15 protein-coding genes are annotated in these 17,636 nt (G+C 62.1%); 14 read left to right on the top strand and 1 reads right to left on the bottom strand.

Annotation, left to right across the window (positions count from 1 at the left end; genetic code table 11):
* Positions 1-45: 45 nt before the first annotated feature.
* From IM737_RS17120 to IM737_RS17060, 13 genes are all read left to right on the top strand, one after another.
* Positions 46-723 (top strand): recombinase family protein, encoded by a 678-nt coding sequence (locus IM737_RS17120; protein WP_236896032.1) that lies wholly within the window; start codon positions 46-48, stop codon positions 721-723.
* Positions 724-785: 62 nt separating this feature from the next.
* On the top strand, positions 786-1,313 hold the full coding sequence (locus tag IM737_RS17115) for a hypothetical protein (protein WP_236896029.1): 528 nt from the start codon (positions 786-788) through the stop codon (positions 1,311-1,313).
* Between the two features lie 886 nt (positions 1,314-2,199).
* The gene (locus IM737_RS17110; protein WP_236896027.1) at positions 2,200-2,703 is read left to right on the top strand and encodes a hypothetical protein; all 504 of its coding nucleotides are present in this window, start codon (positions 2,200-2,202) and stop codon (positions 2,701-2,703) included.
* A gap of 1 nt (position 2,704) precedes the next feature.
* Complete coding sequence (locus IM737_RS17105; RefSeq protein WP_236896025.1) at positions 2,705-3,769, top strand: AAA family ATPase; 1,065 nt, start codon at positions 2,705-2,707, stop codon at positions 3,767-3,769.
* Between the two features lie 134 nt (positions 3,770-3,903).
* Positions 3,904-4,437, top strand: a complete 534-nt coding sequence (gene rnhA / locus IM737_RS17100; RefSeq protein WP_236896022.1) for a ribonuclease HI — start codon at positions 3,904-3,906, stop codon at positions 4,435-4,437.
* 77 nt (positions 4,438-4,514) lie between these two features.
* On the top strand, positions 4,515-6,686 hold the full coding sequence (locus IM737_RS17095) for a hypothetical protein (protein ID WP_236896020.1): 2,172 nt from the start codon (positions 4,515-4,517) through the stop codon (positions 6,684-6,686).
* Between the two features lie 328 nt (positions 6,687-7,014).
* Complete coding sequence (locus IM737_RS17090; RefSeq protein WP_236896018.1) at positions 7,015-8,424, top strand: DUF3500 domain-containing protein; 1,410 nt, start codon at positions 7,015-7,017, stop codon at positions 8,422-8,424.
* Positions 8,425-8,433: 9 nt separating this feature from the next.
* A complete protein-coding gene (locus tag IM737_RS17085; protein WP_236896015.1) occupies positions 8,434-9,750 on the top strand; it encodes a HupE/UreJ family protein in 1,317 nt (438 codons plus the stop codon).
* 200 nt (positions 9,751-9,950) lie between these two features.
* Positions 9,951-10,163, top strand: a complete 213-nt coding sequence (locus IM737_RS17080) for a hypothetical protein (RefSeq protein WP_236896013.1) — start codon at positions 9,951-9,953, stop codon at positions 10,161-10,163.
* Positions 10,160-11,557 carry a class I SAM-dependent methyltransferase gene (locus IM737_RS17075; RefSeq protein ID WP_236896011.1) on the top strand — a complete coding sequence of 466 codons (1,398 nt, stop codon included), beginning with the start codon at positions 10,160-10,162 and terminating at the stop codon, positions 11,555-11,557. The genes IM737_RS17080 and IM737_RS17075 overlap by 4 nt, the downstream gene beginning before the upstream one ends.
* A 2-nt stretch (positions 11,558-11,559) precedes the next feature.
* Positions 11,560-13,170 (top strand): sulfatase-like hydrolase/transferase, encoded by a 1,611-nt coding sequence (locus IM737_RS17070; RefSeq protein ID WP_236896008.1) that lies wholly within the window; start codon positions 11,560-11,562, stop codon positions 13,168-13,170.
* A gap of 78 nt (positions 13,171-13,248) precedes the next feature.
* Positions 13,249-13,716 (top strand): hypothetical protein, encoded by a 468-nt coding sequence (locus tag IM737_RS17065; RefSeq protein WP_236896004.1) that lies wholly within the window; start codon positions 13,249-13,251, stop codon positions 13,714-13,716.
* Entirely contained in the window at positions 13,713-14,225 is a 513-nt protein-coding gene (locus IM737_RS17060; RefSeq protein WP_236896001.1) for a hypothetical protein, read from the top strand. The genes IM737_RS17065 and IM737_RS17060 overlap by 4 nt, the downstream gene beginning before the upstream one ends.
* Before the next feature lie 2 nt (positions 14,226-14,227).
* On the opposite strand, the gene glpK is transcribed toward IM737_RS17060, so the two are convergent.
* On the bottom strand, positions 14,228-15,727 hold the full coding sequence (gene glpK / locus IM737_RS17055) for a glycerol kinase GlpK (protein ID WP_236899954.1): 1,500 nt from the start codon (positions 15,725-15,727) through the stop codon (positions 14,228-14,230).
* A gap of 144 nt (positions 15,728-15,871) precedes the next feature.
* Between glpK and IM737_RS17050 the strand changes: the two genes are divergently transcribed.
* On the top strand, positions 15,872-17,635 hold the full coding sequence (locus IM737_RS17050; protein WP_236895999.1) for an adenylate/guanylate cyclase domain-containing protein: 1,764 nt from the start codon (positions 15,872-15,874) through the stop codon (positions 17,633-17,635).
* The last annotated feature ends 1 nt before the right edge of the window (position 17,636 follow it).

Genomic DNA, 17,636 nt, shown 5'->3' with positions numbered 1-17,636 from the left:
CATGCAACCTAACGGACAGTACCGTTACGGACACCCTGAGCTGCCATGTCAACGATCCTCTATGCCCGCGTCTCCACCGCCGATCAAACCCTCTCCCACCAACGAACCCAGGCCGAGCAGGCGGGGTTCACAATAGACGAGGTGGTCGCTGATCAGGGTGTCTCCGGCGCCACCACCGCGCTCCGTGAGCGAGCTGAAGGACGGAGGTTATTTGACCTATTGCGACATGGGGACACCTTGGTGGTGCGCTGGGTGGATCGCCTCGGGCGCAACTACGCGGACGTAACCGACACCATCAAGGAGTTCATGCGGCGGGGCGTCGTGGTCCGCACGGTGATCAACAACATGACCTTCGATGGAGCTACCGAGGACCCCATACAGATGGCCGTGCGGGACGCTCTAATTGGCTTCATGGCTGCGACGGCGCAGGCCCAGTACGAGGCCACTAAGGCGAGCCAGAGGGCCGGTATCAACGAAGCGAGGGCCAACGCCGCCATTCAAAGGAAGAAGACGGAGTACCTCGGCAGGAAGCCTAGTTATGACCGAGAGAAGTACGACTCAGTGATCCGCTTGTTGTCCATGGAAGTGGCGGGCACCAGTGAGATCGCCCGCCTCTTAGGCCTAACCAGGCAAACCGTACTCCGCATCAAGGAGGACCCCGGGAAGGCCCTCGCGGCCCTGGAGGCCTGGGACGCAGGTTCTAAGGAAGCCGTTAAGCAGTAAGGCCTGTGGTCGTTGTGCTGTCCGGCCCCAGCACTACACTGGCCAAGCAGGAGGCCGGTAGCATGGATGCCCTCACGGACAGGAAGGACTACCCCGGTGATCTCGCATCGCCTGAGCAGGTCTTGGAACTGGCCAACGAGTACCGGACTGCGGCCCTAGCACTCGTGGCGCAGGGCAAGCGGGGAAAGCCTCTAACTTGGGCTCCATTCCGCCTAACGGCTATCCACGCACTCGAACTCTACCTGAACGCCCTACTGCTGCGCGGCGGCGCCAGGCCTTCGGTTGTCAGGGGCATGAGGCATGACCTCGTTCTGCGGGTTGAGGCCGCCACCAAAATGGGGTTAGGCCTTCGTGTGCGCACCGCTGCCCACCTGCGTGGCCTTCATCAGACACGCGAATACCTGATCACCCGTTACGGGCCGGAACTGGCAGGCACCAACTCTCAGGTCAACCGACTGGCGGCAACGCTCAACGAGGTGGCCGAGAAGGTTGAGAAGCTCTGTCTGACTTCGCACGAGATCGGCGCCGCTCCGCTGGAAACGAGGCCACCCAGCAACAAAGTCTCTGACTGTAACCGTGTTGGTAACTGACGGCCTCGGCAGTCACAGCAGGTGCGACAATCTGTCAAATACCGTTGCAGTAAAGGCATGAATTGTTCTGAACAGCCAACACAAACTGGGCAGACACACCGCGATTATCATCCCTCAACTGCAACAGTGTGCAAACGTATGCTGTCATCAAAAAACCAAGTCGATTGACGGGCCGTGGGTTAATGCTTTGATGCGCGCCAGTAGAGCAATAGCGCTCTATAGGAGCGGGCAATGCCATACCTTTCAGTCCTTGAATACTACCGGAAGTACACCCCAACCTTGCTGGAGCTGCTTACGCCCCGCGACTTGGCCGGTTCCATCCGGGGCGACACCAGGGTCCTGCTAATGCTGACCAACAGCGTCGGCACTCCGCTCCAGCCCGCTCCTCGGTTTCCACTGCCGCTGCTACACGCCACCATTGGGCAAACGGATTGGTGCCCTCGAAATGCAACGTGGCCGGGTCGGCCGTAGCATGACGGGATTCCACTCTCCGCCCTGCTGTGGGAGGGGGTGACCCCAATTACGTCCTCCCACGGATACCCGCGCACATCTCGCCCGGTCTCCACCGAGATGATGACGATTAGGGGCCGCCATAGATGCCACGATCCCAATTAAGGTGAACCATGGACACCACACACCATTGTGGTGACCCAAGGGCATACACAACCCGATTTCCCAACCGAACCGAAAGGACCAAACCATCTGCCAAATCCTAGGGTGCGGCCGACCGCGCACCCAATACTCCGCGCTGTGCAATACCCACCAGAAGCACCAGCGCCGCCACGGGCACCCCTCACAGAAGCCGGTTACCAAGACCGAACTCCAACCCCACGCCAAGGCAGTGCGCCTGTGGCTGGATAGCCGCTCTAAGCGAACCGTATGGGACATGCTGGAGAGCCGCTTCGAGGGTCTCGTAAGGGACGCCGACCAATACCTACAGGACTACGCCAACGGGCGCCCCGCTCAGCGCAACCTAAGGGAAGCCTATGAGGTGGTCCTGAAGGTGCGCAATCGGGAGGACCGTCGGGAGGTCATCGTTGCCGTGATGGCCATGGGCTACCTCCATGAACTCGACATGTCCCGCTTCGAGGGCACCGTCGATGCCTTCGGGTTTCAACTGGCCAGGATGTTCCGCAGCTATGCCCCCTCGCTGAGCGTAGGGGTGAGCTGGGATCACCAGAAGGGCAAGCCGAAGAACTACTACCGGGACACCTCAGCGAAGACCATGAGGACCCTTGCTGGTGTGCTGATGGAGACCGGGCTGCCGACCTACGGGGCCCATATCGCCAAGAAGGTGCTGGAGGATAAGCAGCGCCGCCGATACCAGGAGGACGAGGCCCTATCGCTGGTTCTGGGGACACCTACGTTCAAGCCTGAGGGGGAGCAGTAGGGTGGCCGCTGTGACATCGCCAGTGACAGCCTGCGGTGACCTAAAGGGCGTCTCCCTTGGCAAGCTCTTCGATACCCAATTCCCAACCCGCGAGTACGTCCTAGAGCCGTGGTTCAGGACCGGCGAGAGCTGCTTGATCTGGGCAGGGTCAGGTGTGGGCAAGACCATGCTCACGCTCTCCCTGGCGCTTGCCATCGCCGGAGGGGGCAAGGTGTGGGAATGGACCGCACCGAAGCCCAGGAAGGTCCTGATCGTCGATGGCGAGATGAACCTTATGGACCTTCAGGATCGCCTGAGGATGCTGTTGGGGAATGGGGCTGTAGATCGGGTGGACCGCGCTGCTGCCGGTCGCAACTTGGAGGTCATCGCTAGGCAGGCCCAGGACCCGGAGAGCGAGTTCTTCGACATCACCCTTCAGGATCACCAATTGGCACTCCTAGAGCGCTGCCGAAAGGACAAAGTGGAGGTTCTCATCATCGACAACCTCTCGACGGTAGCTGATGGTCTTGCCGACGAGAACGACTCCACCGCGTTCCGGACCGTCCAGACCTTCCTGCTGCGAATGAAGGCGGCGGGCATCACCACCATCCTTGTTCATCATGCGAGGAAGGACGGCCAGGAGCCACGGGGGTCGACCGCCCTCAACACCACGTTCGAGGTCATCCTGGGGCTGAAGAAGCCTGCCGTCTCGACACCTGGTAAGGCGTCCTTTGTTGCGGCGTTCTCAAAGTTCCGTGCCAAGGGCGACGGCACCATTGCGCCCAAGACGTGGTCCTTAGAGGACACCGGTTGGAAGGTTGAGGATGACCAGGAGGACAGCCTGGTGCAGACCCTCAAGGCTTTCCAGTCGCTGAACTTCGTGAGCCAGCAGGAAGTCGCGGATGCGCTGGGCGTGAACAAGGGCACCGTCAGTCGCAGGGCACAGCTCATCGTCGCTCGGGGGCTGGCTACCGAGGATGGCCTCAAGGGCTACCTAGGAGAAGCCCGTGGGCTGAGGGACCGGCAAGCCGCTGGCCACAGCCTTGATCTCGACGACACCGGACCTGACGACAACAGCGACTTCTAACTTCCACCAACACTCAGGAGGGGGGCTCTGCCCTCCTTCGCCAGTCTCGTTGTGTGTTGCATCACTCTATAGGGGCGCAACACGCAACTTCATCACCTCACAAGACCCCGGCGAACCGGGGCGAAGGGAAACCTATGACTAAGAAACCTCAAACCACGTTGCTGATCTACACCGATGGCGCCTGCATCGGGAACCCTGGCCCTGGCGGCTGGGGTGCCGTTATCCAGTGGCTCAAAGACGGCGTGGTTGTCGATGAGCGCGAACTGTGCGGCACGAGCCAGACCAACACGACCAACAATAGGATGGAAATGTCGGCAGCCCTGGAGGCGATCCGGGCGATGTCCATTGAGTACCTGCTGGACCGACCGATGCCACCAATAGTGATCCGCAGCGACAGCCGCCTCCTGATCCAGGGGATGACCGATTGGCTACCTGGATGGCAGCGGCGGGGGTGGCGAAAGGGTGACGGAAAGCCGGTTCAAAATGTTGATCTCTGGACACAGTTGGTCGCCGCTTGCCAAGGCCTGGACATCACCTGGGAATGGGTTCGCGGACACGCCGATGACCCCGTGAATATCCGGGCAGATGCACTGGCCAATTCGGCGGCGAACACTCCCCAGCTCTCGCCACCACTTCCGCGTGCTTGGGAAGGCCTCCAGCAATTCTGAAGCCCTAGCGCCCTCATCAACCATCACAGGCCCTCAGCAATCCCGCTGGGGGCCTTTCTCATTTCAAAGGAACAGACATGACACAGACACGTATCCAGGTCCCCGAGTTCGGCAACACCGCCCAGCTCAAGCCTGCACCACTCCCCAGCGACACCTTCGCGGCAGCCGCACAGGCATCCATAGATCGTCGCTTCGAGGCCACCGCAGCGGCACTTAGCTTCTTCTCCTCGGCTGTCGGTCAGATCGGCAGCATTGCCAGTTCGGTCGCCCCTCTCGTCCAGCAGAACAACACCTGGGCCGAGGAACGCCGCATCCATGGCATGACCAACGACGAGATCAAGGCTCAGGTGCGGGCGGGCAACATCCCGTCCTATGCCGACCCCTTCGCGAACACCGCCGCAGGCAAGCTCCTAGGCCAGCGTTACGGCGAGGCCGCTGCTGCCGAGTTCACCCAGCACATGCAGACCGAGTTCGACTGGAACACTGGTGACCCCAACGCGGAAGCCACCAAGTGGCTGAATGCTGAGCTGGAGAAGTACGGCGACAATCCCATCATGGGCCAGCAGATCGCAGCGGCCTTTGGGTCAGCCCGTGAACAGGTCACCCAGTTCGGAATCAACCGCATGAACGAGCAGGCCACCGAGCAGCGCACAGACGCCGCGTACCTCGGCATGGAGGGCTTCTTGAAACACGCCGTGATCAACGGCAGCGACCCAGCGCAGACAGCCGACATCCTCTTCAGTACATACCCAGTCATGGGCACCGAGGGGACACTTGGGGTGGACAACAAGGCGCTAGACGCCCAGCTCCTCACCAACGCCGCCCGCATCGCCTCAACCAATCCTGAGTACGCCGCCGCCATCATCAACGCTAAGGGTCCCAGCGGGATGTCCTTCGCGGAGAACCCGCAGTACATGGCCAAGGTGGATCTAATTAATGCCGACATTCAGCGGGCGACGTGGAACCAGGAACACGCCCTGGCGGTGGCTGATCTAAACGGCAACAACCTCCAGACCCTGCTCAACGGCGGTAGCCTCAACGACCTCCGACCATTCGTCTACACGGACATCAACGGGGCTCAGCAAACCATCACCCCGGACCAGCAGCGGGAAACCGCTATGGTCAACTATGGGCAGCTCTCCGACATGAGGGCACGGAACTACAACGAGACCCCACAGGAGCAGATCATCCATGACACGGTGCAACTCGGTAAGGCGGGGCAGCTAAATCCGCGGTTGTCGGAAACCCTCAATGGCATCGCCATGCAGGCCACACCAGGCACCCAGATGGACCCTGAGGCTGAGACCCAGTTGGTCGAGCGGCTGAAGACGGCTGTGGCCGTGTCGGCGCAGAACCCGCTGATCCTCCAGACACATGTCAAGGACGCCAAGGACCGCGACTTCATTGAGGCCTTCCAGATCGGCGTCGGCACCCTGCAGATGAACGACAGCGAGGCCATCCAGTTCGCCGGTCAGGTGGTCAACTCGGGCAACGTGTCGCTCAGTCCGCAGGCCGTGGCCGACTTGGATAAGGAGGTAGCAGCGTATGACTTTACCGATTGGGATTGGCTCTGGGAGAACGATCCCGAGCAGCGGTACGAGTTGGGCAACACATACGCCATTGAGCAGCGGATAGGAGGCGTTGCAAAGGCGCTTGTGGCAGCCAATGGCATGAGCCCAGCGAAAGCCGTCCAGTTGGCCGGTGAGATGACCCGGAAGACCTTCATGCCGTATCGGGGGCAAGTCCTTGACCTCGGTGGGATGAACGCCCCAGGAAACGTCAGGGATGCTCTCAATGCCTACCTGAACAGCTTCGCTGCCGAGAACCCGGTGACGATGTCGGAGCGGGGCCTGGCGCCTCAAGATCTGACGGTCATCCAGCGGGGGTCAAACTTCTTCATCGTCAATAAGGACGACTTCTCGTTCGTTCCCCTGGACTGGAGCGAAGCCAACGGCAGCCAAGGCGGCAAGCCTCGGGTGTTGAGCCTTGAGGACCTCCGGTCCTGGTCCCAGTGGCGTGCCAACACCCTGGCAAACAACGCTGCGGCCTCGGCTGCCAGCGAGGCTAACAACCCAGCAGCGGACTGGACCACCTACAACCACGGTCGTCAGGCCGACATCGACACAGATGCTGTGGCAAAGGGATATTCCCGCTCGGCCAACGGCCTGTACCAGGACACCCTGGGCAACATCGTCCGTCCACGGGCTGGCATTCTCGGACCAATCGTTTGGCAGCCGGGCAACTGGTAGCCAAAATACCGAAGGCCCTCAGCTCAGGCTGGGGGTCTCCGGACCCGTGTGTAATTTGTCTTGCTCAAGGTACACACCATTGGTACACACGCAGCAGTTGGCGCCTGAATTTTGCTAACAAAATCAACGCTTAGTCGGACGTCGTAGGAAATTCAATCCTGTCCGGCAGCACCATTCAAGTCATTGTGTCGGCCAATCTGATTGCTGGACCTTCCAGGCCCGCCTTGGGCTTCCTCGCCCGGCTGGCCGATGTGGCCGACGGAAAGATGATTGCCGTCACATTGATGAGCACGCCTGGAACTCGTTCCAGTCGCTGGGCCGCCGCCACATGGCCATGACTCACATAGGCCGCTGCCAGCGATCTTGGTCCTTTCACGCAACCCAGCGAACGTGCGTCGAGCGCTACCGAGGACTCCCGTGCACATCGCACCGAGCCTGTCGATTTCACCGACTTTGGCTGCTACAAATTGAAGTGCCGCTTCAACAATGGGATCAAGACGTTATGATCGCACGCGCCGCCATGGTTTTCGCTCTCGGGCTTGCGTTTACGACAAGCAACCCGGTCCTGGTTTTGGGCCAGGATGCCACCGCCACTCTCAACGAAGATGGCTCGGTCGCCACAACGGGTATTGCGCAGCCCGGCCAAGATGTTCAAATTTCTGAAGAATGTCAGGCCGAGCCCAGTCAGGTCGAAATCGTCCTGTGCACGGCCAATGCCTTTCTCGTCACACTTTCGGATGAGCAACGGTCTGCAGTTGTTCTGCCCATGACCGAAGAGAATTCGACTGCGTGGTCCAACCTGCCCTGTGGGTCGAACTGTCGGGTGGGCGTGCAGCTATCCGACTTGAGCGGTGAGCAGGTCAGTGCGGCACTGGCCGTCATCAAGGCCGCAACAAGCGACTATGGCGACGATGGCTATGACGAGTTGACCCAGGTCACGATGGCCGATGATATTTTGAACGCATCGCAAGCGAGCGGTGCCGGAGGGCCAGGTAGCGGTACGCCGCCAGGTGAGCAGCCGCCAGACGGCGCTGCCACGCCAACTGATGCTGGCGCGGCCGGCGCCCCACCCGCTGGCGGGGGCGGCGGCTATTCGAGCACAACCTATTTCATCGCTTTCCTGGGCGAGCCAAGCGCGAGCGAGACCTGGCAGTTGCAGTTTGGCGGACACCACCTAGCGCTGCTGAAAACCTATCGTGGCAATGTCGAAGTGGGCGACACCCCTGCTTTCATCGGTGTGGAACCAAAGGTGTGGACCAGCGGTGACAGCATCTATGGCCCCCTGGAGGATGACCGCGCCGCGATGGTGGCAATGCTCGCAGGGCTCAGCGAAGATCAACTGGCGGCGGCGAAGCTGGACACGGCATTCTCCGATGTCGTGCTCGGACCTGGCGCTGACGGACAGTTTCCTTCGACCAAGGTCGGGCTGCGCGTGGCCGAGCTGGACGATGCGCAAAGGCAACTGGTACTCGCCGCCATCGCTGAATGGGTGCGTGATACGGCGGCCAGTACCGCCGATGCGATCATGGCCGACTATCAGGCCGAGCTCGACGAGACTTACATCGCCTTCTCCGGCAATGCGACGCTGGCCAATCATGCCGACTATGTCCGCATCGACGGGCCGCGGGTCTGGATCGAGTTCGTCTGCCAAGATGGCGTGATCTATTCCAGCCAGATCCACTACCACACCATCTGGCGTGATCATGAAACGGACTATGGTGCAATCTACAGCTTCTAGGCGCCGAGCATGATCGGCCTGCTGGCGGGTGCGCTGCTTGTGTTGCTGTCCTGCACTGCGACCTCGGCGCATCCGATGCCCAACACCATCATCACCCTCGATATCGGGGAGGATGTGGTAAAGGCGGAAATTGCAATTCCGCTCATCGAACTCGATCTTGCTCTTAGCACTCATCTTGCGATTGATCCGGAGACATCCATACCTCCGGAGGCCAGTCGACTGTCGGCCTATCTGTCCGAGCATACCCAAATCGTGGCGACCGACGGGGCACTCTGGTCGGTTGCAGTGAGCTCCGTCGCCCTGGACCAGTCGCCGACGGCCGATGCCGCCTTTCCGGAAGTCACCGCCCATCTGGTTCTCACGCCCCCTCCGGGCATGGCGACCAGCAGCTTCATGCTGCGCTACGATGGCATCATGCATCGCGTCGTTACGCACTCGGCGTTGGTGGTCGTCCGACAGGATTGGATGAACGGCCTGTTGGCAAGCGAGCACGCGACGCCCATGCAATTGGGCGTCCTGCGCGTGAACCCGGTCGATGGGGCGATTGAGCCATTGGCGATTGACCTGTCCAGCGGGTCATACTGGACCGGGTTCGCGAGCATGTTCAGCCTGGGCATGTCACATATCGCGGAGGGCACCGATCATGTCCTTTTCCTGCTGGTCCTGCTGTTACCGGCGCCATTGCTGGCTGTCGCAGGCCGCTGGCGCGGCTATATCGGAGCACGGTGCACCGTGGTGGCCATAGCCAGGATCGTCACCGCATTCACCATTGGGCATTCCCTAACCCTGGTCCTTGCCAGCTTGGCGGCGTTCGAACTACCGGAGCAGCCGGTCGAAATCGCCATCGCCGCTACAATTCTGATCAGCGCAATACATGCTTTACGACCGCTCTTTGCGGGGCAAGAGTCACTGGTGGCCGGCGTATTTGGCCTTATTCACGGCATGGCGTTCTCGTTCACCCTGGCCGCTATGCAGCTGTCACCTAGCCAGATGATGATGAGCCTTTTGGGCTTCAATCTGGGTATAGAAGCCATGCAACTGGGTATCGTTGCGGTGACCATGCCAGCGCTGCTGTTGATCGCCAGCAGTCGCCTTTATGGCCTGCTGCGCGTGTTGGGAGCGGTTGTGGCGTTGCTTGCAGCTTTGGGATGGTTGGCGGGACAATTGGGAGCGCCGCTCGCGGTCACCACGTTGGTCGAGGGGCTCAACGGTCAGTTTTTTCCCGTGGTCGTCGGGCTCACCCTTCTGGGGGTGGCGCTGCAGATTTCTCGACTATCCGCGCTGTGTCGCAGCCGACGAGATCCAGCTCTTGGCCCCGATTTATGAACCAGCCGCTGATCGCAGTTTGAGTTGATGGGCGGAAGCGGACGTTGACCGCGCCAGCGATATGGAACCAGCCGTTTTCGAAAGCGCTGACCGCATGCGAGTGCAATTGGGTTTGCGCGGAAAGCATCAGTTTTGCCGTGCGAGATCGTAATTCATTAATGGCCAGCGGCTATAGCTAGGGTGTATTTGGGGATCTACACATGAAGCGCGCTTGCCTGGCCGGGTCATACCTATTGCTCTGGACCGTGGATGCATGGGCCTATCTCGATCCGGGCACCGGCAGCATTCTCATTCAGGGCCTGATCGCAGCCATGGCGACAGGGCTTTTTGCCTTCCGCTCCAAGCTGGTGCAGATCAAGGCGATGTTTGCACCCAAGGGTGACGTCACCGACGTCAATTCCGACAAGAATTGAGTGACGTTCAACGCGTCGCGGGTTCCTTCCGGGATCCGGCAGGGTATGTCTTCACGCATGGAGACGCGGTTTTTCGCGCCGCAGCGCCCTCGGCCGCGCCGGGTTTCCGCCAGTTTCTCGATAGTCCGCTTTTTGGCAAGTTGATCGCCGCGCAGCGCCTGGTCGGCACCGAAATCGTGGCCGAAAGCGACTGGCCGATCGCCCATGAATCGGGCGGTCTCATCGTCCGGCACGAGACGATCCCGTTTATCTCATACCCCTATGAGTGGCCGTTTGCTCTGCTGAAGGCGGCGGCGCTGCTGCATCTGTCCGTGCAGATCGAGAGCCTGGAACATGGCTTCGTTCTCAGTGACGCCAGCGCCTATAATGTGCAGTTTATTGGGCCAAGGCCGGTCTTCATTGATGCACTGTCGTTCCGGCCCTATCGCGATGGCGAAGTGTGGGCCGGGCACCGGCAGTTCTGCCAGCAGTTCCTCAATCCGCTGCTGCTGCAGGCGCTGAACGGAGTGGCCTACCAGAACTGGTTCCGTGGGTCGCTCGAGGGCATCGAGAGCCGCGACCTGGCGGCCATGTTGCCATGGTCCAGCCGGTTTTCGCCCAGCGTGCTGGCGCATGTGCTGGCGCCGGCCTATTCGGCCGGTCGCGCCGCAAAGCAAGGATCGGTGGCCCTGAGTCAGGCCCGCGACGTGACGCTGCCCAAGGCGCGTTATCTCGGCCTGTTGCAGCAGTTGCGGCAGTGGATCGAGACGCTGCAGCCCAAGGGCGTCGACAGCACCACCTGGCAGCAATACGACGTCAACAACAGCTACTCCGACGCCGAGCATGAGGCCAAGCGCCGTGTAGTCGCGGCGTTCTGCAAGCGCGTCAAACCGGCGCGTATCGTCGATATCGGCTGCAATACGGGCGAATATGCGCAGCTCGCGCTCGGCTCCGGCGCCGCCATGGCTGTCGGCCTCGACTTCGACCAGGGGGCGCTCGACAAAGCCCATCAGCGCGCCCGGGACAAGACGCTCAACCTGCTGCCGCTTTGGCAGGATGCCGCCAATCCGAGCCCCGGCATCGGCTGGCGCAACAAAGAGCGCGCGCCGATGGCCGAGCGGACGCGTTTTGATGCGGTGCTGGCTTTGGCCGTCGAGCACCACCTCGCCATCGGACGCAACGTGCCGCTCGATGAAGTGGTGGACTATCTCACCGGTTTCGCGCCGCAGGGCATTGTGGAATTTGTGCCCAAGAGCGACCCGATGATCCAGACCATGCTGGCGCTGCGCGGCGACATTTTCCCCGACTATGGCCAGGAGCAGTTCGAGACCGCCCTGCGCAAGCGGGCGCGTATTGTCAGCAGCGAGGCCATCTCCTCGGATGGCCGCATGCTCTATGGTTTCGATCGCAGCTGACCATGGCGCGCGTAGGCTCCACCACCACCCAATCCGTGGCCCTGTCGATCCTGCAGTTGGCGCTGGTTTCGGCCATTGGTCCGCTGCTGATCTGGTATGTCAACATCAACCGGATCGGCCCCGATGTCGTGGTGCTCGGCATTGCCATGCTGTTTGGCGCGCTGCTGGTGCTGCAACTGCTGGCCATTGCCATCTTCCGCCGACCAGCGCTGAGCGGCCTGGTGCTGGTGCTGGCAACCATCGGCCTGCTGTATGACGGGCTCGTTGGAACGCAGCTGATTGCTGGCGGCGTCTGGATCTGGGCGGCGGTGTTTGCCGGGCTCATCATCGTGTGCCTACGCAGCGGCAAGGTCGCGGCGGAGGCGGGGAAATTCACGACGATCTTCCTGACCATGCTGTGCGTTCTGCTGCTTGGCAGCATCGCCACGAACGGCGTCTGGCAGGAGCGCGGCGCCATACGTGCGGCACTGGCCGCGAATTATCCGCCGTTGGCACAGCCCAGCGTCGCGCCCGCCGCAACGCCGGATATCTACTTCGTCATCTTCGATCGCTATGCACGCGCCGACATGATGGCCCGGCACTATGGTCACGACAATTCCGCGTTCCTAACGGCTTTGCGTGAACGCGGCTTCGTGGTCGCCGACGATGCCTTCGCCGCTTACCAGCGCACCGCCCATTCGGTCGCCTCGACGCTCAATCTCGGCTTTGTCGACACCGATGGCGTCGGGCTGGGCAGCAATGACTGGATCCCGCTCTACGAGACTCTGAGTTCTCCCCGCCTGTTCAACTTCATGCAGGCTCTGGGCTATCAGGTCGATACATTGGGTTCCTGGTGGGAGCCGACGCGCAACTCGTCGCTGGCCGATAGCAGCGACTCGTATTTCGCCGTACCCGAAAGCCTGCGCAGCTTCAGCGAAAACGCGCTGCTGGCAAGGTTGCTGGAGAGCACTGGCAGTCCGTTCTTTGACGCGCGCCAGCGCCAATGCGAGCGCATACGCCATCAGTTCGACGCCCTGTCGCAGGCGAAGACGACCGATGCGCCCCGATTTGTATTTGCGCATATGCTGGTGCCGCATCCACCCTTCGTCATCGACGCCCAGGGCAAATGCACCAGCGTGGCGGAGGCTTCGGCGCGTACCAGGGCCGAGAACTATATCGGCCAGCTGTGCCTGGCCAATAGCAGCACGCTCAGCATGGTCGATACGATCCTGGCGCGCGACCGGGATGCGATCATTATCCTCCAATCCGATGAAGGGCCGTGGCCGGCCCAGTATGCGGGCGAGGAGATCCAGAATTTCGGCGCCGATATCAGCAGCGTGGAGTGGCGCGACGTGCCGCCGGAGGAACTGCGCGAGAAAATGGCGACACTCAGCGCCATCCGCATGCCGGGCGTCGACCCCGAAATCATCGAGAGCGATTTTACGCCGGTCAACACGTTCCGGATCTTGCTGAGCGAAGTCTTCGGCGTCGAGATGCCGAAGCTCGAGCGGCAGGCCTATGTCTTCCACAATGACGGCGCGCTGTACGACTTCTCCCCGGTGCTGCCGGCGCTGGAGAGTGAAAGCGAAGCCGTAGCGCAGCCTTCGACGCTCACCAGCTGCATTAGCGGCTGAACGCAGGCTGAATTATGCGGTAGGCAGGAGTTCACCGCAGGCGCAGTAGGGACGGCCAACTCAAATCCGGGGCCGAAAATGCGCGTCACCACCCTCCTTCCCATTCTGTTCATTACCCTGGCCGGCGCCCTGCCCGCCGCCGCGACCGGCACGCTCGATTGCGTGGCCGACGACGCCACAGCGGCAGTCGACGTGCATGGCATCGTGCCCTACGGCAATGGCGCGCCGCTGCTGCAGGTCGAGGCCGAGATCGTGGCCGAATTGCCTGGTGTCGGGACCGATCTGGCGACGACGCGGTTCGCGGCAGAGCATCAGGTGCAGTACTGGCTCGATGACGTGTCGCTCAACGTGCTGTTCTATAAGGAACGCGCGGGCGATGGCCCGTTTGGGTCGACAACGCTGGTCATCAAGACGACACGCGGCCAGGACGATGAGGAAGGCACCTATCGCGGCGCCTACGACATCGAGGGCTATGAAGTGCCAGCGGACGGCGGCGAAGCTGTCGTCGTGTATGCCAGGGGCATGATCGAATGCTTTGCGGGATGAGCGCGCTCAGCAGGCGATCGCTGGTTGCGCTGGCGTGGCTGACGGTCAGCGGCCTTGCCAATGCGGTTGAATGCCCGCTCGACCGCGCGAGCTATACCGAGGAGCGGTCCGGCGCCGTCATCCAGTTTTATCCCAAGGATACGTCGACCGATGGCATTACCGTGATGGGGCTGTTCGATCTGCGGCTGCCCAATATCGAGACGCTCTATCAGGGAGAAATTGCCTGGAACATGGGGCGCTACGCCCGGCCGGATGGCTCGATCGCGCAGCCCTGCACGCCGGAGGCGGCGGCCGATTGGCCCAATGCCTGTTGGTTGTGGAGCGGTCCGGTCTATGCCATCGGCAATGAAACGGCATCCCTGATCGAGGAGCCAGACATGGCGGCGCCCAATATCCTGCTCTTCGCCGAGTTCGGTCGATCGCTGCTGATGAACGAGACGTTCGGCACGGCCAATCCCGATCTCTTTGCGTTCGACGTCTTCATGCTGAACGGCTGTCCGGGCGAGTAGGCTCAGGCCTGGGGCCGATTGGACAGGGTGCGGCGGACGGCGTCGTGCCAGCCGCGCAGGCGGAGATCGCGCTGGGCCGGCGCCATGCGGGGGGTGAATTCGCGAGTCTCTTCGCGGCGGGCAGCAAAGCCCTCGGCGTCGGGCCAGACGCCAGCCTTCCAGCCCGCCAGCCAGGCGGCGCCGAGCGCGGCGGTCTCTTCGACGCGGGAACCATCGACGGGGCGATCGAGGATGTCGGCGAGAAACTGCATGGTCCAGGCCGAATTGACCAGGCCGCCATCGACACGCAGCACGATGTCGCGTGCGCCGGGCCAATCCTTGCGCATGGCATCGACCAGATCGCCGGACTGGTAGCCGACCGCTTCGAGGGCGGCACGGACCAATTCGGGACGGCGGACTTCGCGCGTCAGGCCATAGACGGCGGCGCGCGCATCATTGTCCCACCAGGGCGCGCCGAGGCCGAAAAAGGCGGGCACCATATAGACCGGCAGGTCCGGATCGGCGGCGGCGGCCATGCTGTCGGCCTGCTTCCAATCCTCGATAATGCCCATGCCGTCACGCAGCCATTGCAGGGCGCCGCCGACAGTGAAGATGACGCCTTCGAGGGCATAGGTGGTCTTGCCATCGAGGCGATAGGCGATTGTGCTCAGCAGGCGGCTCCGAGAGAGGACCAGATCGGTGCCGGTGTTGAGCAGGGCGAAGCAGGCCGTGCCATAAGTGGATTTGGCCATGCCGGGGCGGAAGCAGGCCTGACCGATCAGTGCCGCCTGCTGGTCGCCGACGACACCGTAGATCGGCACATCGGTGCCGAGCACGGCCGGGTCGGAGCGGCCGAAATTATCGGCGCTGTCCTTGACCTCGGGCAGGATGCTGGCAGGCACGTTGAAGAGATCGAGCAACCACGGATCCCACTGCCCGGTTTCGATATTGAACAGCGAGGTGCGGCTGGCATTGCTGGCGTCGGTGGCATGAACCTGACCGCCGGTGAGCCGCCAGATCAGGAAGCTGTCGATGGTGCCGAAGGCCAGTTCGCCCCGTTCCGCACGGTGGCGGGCGCCCTCGACATGGTCGAGAATCCAGCTGACCTTGGTGGCCGAGAAGAACGGATCGAGCAGCAGGCCGGTTTTGGCCTGTACTGACGCTTCATGGCCGGCCTCGCGTAACCTGGCGGAAGTTTCCGAGGTCCGTCGGTCTGACCAGACGATGGCATTGTGAATGGAGCGACCGGTGGCCCGATCCCACACCACAGTGGTTTCGCGCTGATTGGTGATGCTGATGCCGGCCAGGTCGAAGGTGCTGATACCGGCCTTGCGGATGGCGGTCTTGCAGGCCCAGAGGCACGTCGCCCAGATTTCTTCGGGGACATGCTCGACCCATCCGGCTGCCGGGTGATGCTGGGTGAAATCCATTCGGCCCATGCCGACAATGGCCTGGTCGGCATCGAAAATGATCGCGCGGCTCGACGTCGTGCCCTGGTCGATAACGAGAATATAGGGACCCATGCCGACGCCCTGCTGCTCCTCTGCAGCCATGGGCCGCCGGGCCACACTCAGCGTGAAATCGTACATAATTGCAATGGCATGATCTCGTCTTGCACGAACCAAGCTGCTATGGGTCCGACATACCCGGGGCGGGTTATATAGTGCATGGCAAAATCTGAACGTCGTCTGGTCCCTATCGTGTCGATCGATGTGGTCGGCTTTACGCGTCTCGTTCAAGCGAACGAGCGGCAGACGGTTCGTCTTGTGCGCCGGGCCTATGCCCATTTCGTCAACCGTATCGGCGAGCGCGGCGGCGCCGTGTTCAAGACCATGGGCGATGGCCTGTTGGCCGAGTTCAACAGCGTCATTGCGGCGGTTGATTGGGTGGCGCGCATCCAGAAGGAATTGCATACGCGCCAGTTGCGCGCGCCGGGCGGTGAAATCCTCCAGGTCCGCGCCGGTATCGTGCTGGCCGATGTGCTGGTGCATGGCGACGACCTGTTCGGCAATGGCGTGAACCTGGCCGTGCGCGTGCAGAGCCTGGCGCCGCCGGGCGGCATAGCGATCACCAAGTGGATGTACGAATACATGGCAGGTCAGTCGGACCTGGTGTTCACCGATATCGGTCCGTCCATTCTCAAGAACATCCCCAAGACGGTGCGTATCTATGTCTGGCATCCGAGCGGACAGCTCGGCGCAGCGGCCAAACCGGCAGAACCGATTCTGGTGCCGCCATCGACACGGCCGTCGCTGGTGGTGCTGCCGTTTGACAACCTCTCGGGCGAGGCCGACCAGGCCTATTTCGCCGATGCGGTGGTGGAGGAGATCACCGCGACGCTGGCGCGGATCAAGGACTTCTTCGTCATCGCCCGCAACTCGGCCTTTGCCTATAAGGGCCGCTCGCTGGACGTGCGGCAGGTCGGTAAAGAGCTTGGCGTGCGCTACGTGGTAGAGGGCAGCGTGCGCCGGGTGGGCGAGCGCGTGCGCATCACCGCGCAGCTGGTCGAGACCGATACCGGCAACCACATCTGGTCCGACAAGGTCAACGGCACGGTGCACGAGCTGTTCGACATGCAGGACAATATGGCGGCGCTGGTGGCCAGCGCCATCCAGCCGTCGATCCGCCAGGCGGAAATCGACCGGGCCATGTCCAAGCGCACCGAGACGCTGGCGGCTTATGACCTGGTGATGCAGGCCATGCCGCAGCTTTGGGCGCATCAACCCTATGAAAACCGGCGGGCCATCGACCTGCTGTCGCAAGCGCTGGAACTGGAGCCGGGCTATGGCCTGGCGGCGGCGCTGGCGGCGTGGGCCCATGGACAGCAGGTGGCGTATAACTGGACGGACAATGTCGCCGCGGAACGCCGAAACGCCAGCGACCTGATCGAGATGGCGTCGGGCAATGCCTCGGGCAATCCGACGGCGATGACCGCGCTGGCCTCGGCGATCATGCAGACGGGCGGTGACGTGGCGCAGGCTACGGCGCTGGCAGAACGCGCGCTGGCGCTCGACCCCAACCATGCCTGGGCCTGGCTGCGCAAGGGGTTCGGCAAGGTCTATCTGGGACAGCCTGAGGAAGGTCTCAAGGCGTTCCAGGCGTCGCAGCGGCTGAGCCCGCTCGATCCGTTTGCCTTCAACATGACACTGGGCATGGGCCTGGCGCATTTCGCGGCGGGGCGCACAGAGCAGGCGATCGCGTTCGCGACGCAGGCATTGGCCGAGCGACCGGGGCTGACCTGGCCATATCGTGATCTGGCGACTTATTATGGCACGGCGGGCGACCTGATAGCGGCCCAGGCGGCACTGCAGAAGTTCATGGACGGGCGGCGCGACATTACCCTCGCGTCGGTGCGCGACAGCCTCCGCTTCATGTACCCCGATCTGCTCGATCGCTATGTGAGCGGGCTGGAACGGGCCGGTCTCAAGTAGC

This window comes from Devosia sp. SL43, from assembly GCF_021729885.1.
Lineage (GTDB): Bacteria > Pseudomonadota > Alphaproteobacteria > Rhizobiales > Devosiaceae > Devosia.
Note: the sequence above shows the minus strand (reverse complement) of the source record. Positions and strands in the feature narration are given on the sequence as shown.

Bases quoted from the DNA above. Each gene is read 5' to 3' on its own strand.
- IM737_RS17120 (WP_236896032.1), top strand. From the start codon at position 46: ATGTCAACGATCCTCTATGCCCGCGTCTCCACCGCCGATCAAACCCTC.
- IM737_RS17115 (WP_236896029.1), top strand. From the start codon at position 786: ATGGATGCCCTCACGGACAGGAAGGACTACCCCGGTGATCTCGCATCG.
- IM737_RS17110 (WP_236896027.1), top strand. From the start codon at position 2,200: ATGCTGGAGAGCCGCTTCGAGGGTCTCGTAAGGGACGCCGACCAATAC.
- rnhA (WP_236896022.1), top strand. From the start codon at position 3,904: ATGACTAAGAAACCTCAAACCACGTTGCTGATCTACACCGATGGCGCC.
- IM737_RS17095 (WP_236896020.1), top strand. From the start codon at position 4,515: ATGACACAGACACGTATCCAGGTCCCCGAGTTCGGCAACACCGCCCAG.
- IM737_RS17090 (WP_236896018.1), top strand. From the start codon at position 7,015: ATGGCCATGACTCACATAGGCCGCTGCCAGCGATCTTGGTCCTTTCAC.
- IM737_RS17085 (WP_236896015.1), top strand. From the start codon at position 8,434: ATGATCGGCCTGCTGGCGGGTGCGCTGCTTGTGTTGCTGTCCTGCACT.
- IM737_RS17080 (WP_236896013.1), top strand. From the start codon at position 9,951: ATGAAGCGCGCTTGCCTGGCCGGGTCATACCTATTGCTCTGGACCGTG.
- IM737_RS17070 (WP_236896008.1), top strand. From the start codon at position 11,560: ATGGCGCGCGTAGGCTCCACCACCACCCAATCCGTGGCCCTGTCGATC.
- IM737_RS17065 (WP_236896004.1), top strand. From the start codon at position 13,249: ATGCGCGTCACCACCCTCCTTCCCATTCTGTTCATTACCCTGGCCGGC.
- IM737_RS17060 (WP_236896001.1), top strand. From the start codon at position 13,713: ATGAGCGCGCTCAGCAGGCGATCGCTGGTTGCGCTGGCGTGGCTGACG.
- glpK (WP_236899954.1), bottom strand. From the start codon at position 15,727: ATGGGTCCCTATATTCTCGTTATCGACCAGGGCACGACGTCGAGCCGC.
- IM737_RS17050 (WP_236895999.1), top strand. From the start codon at position 15,872: ATGGCAAAATCTGAACGTCGTCTGGTCCCTATCGTGTCGATCGATGTG.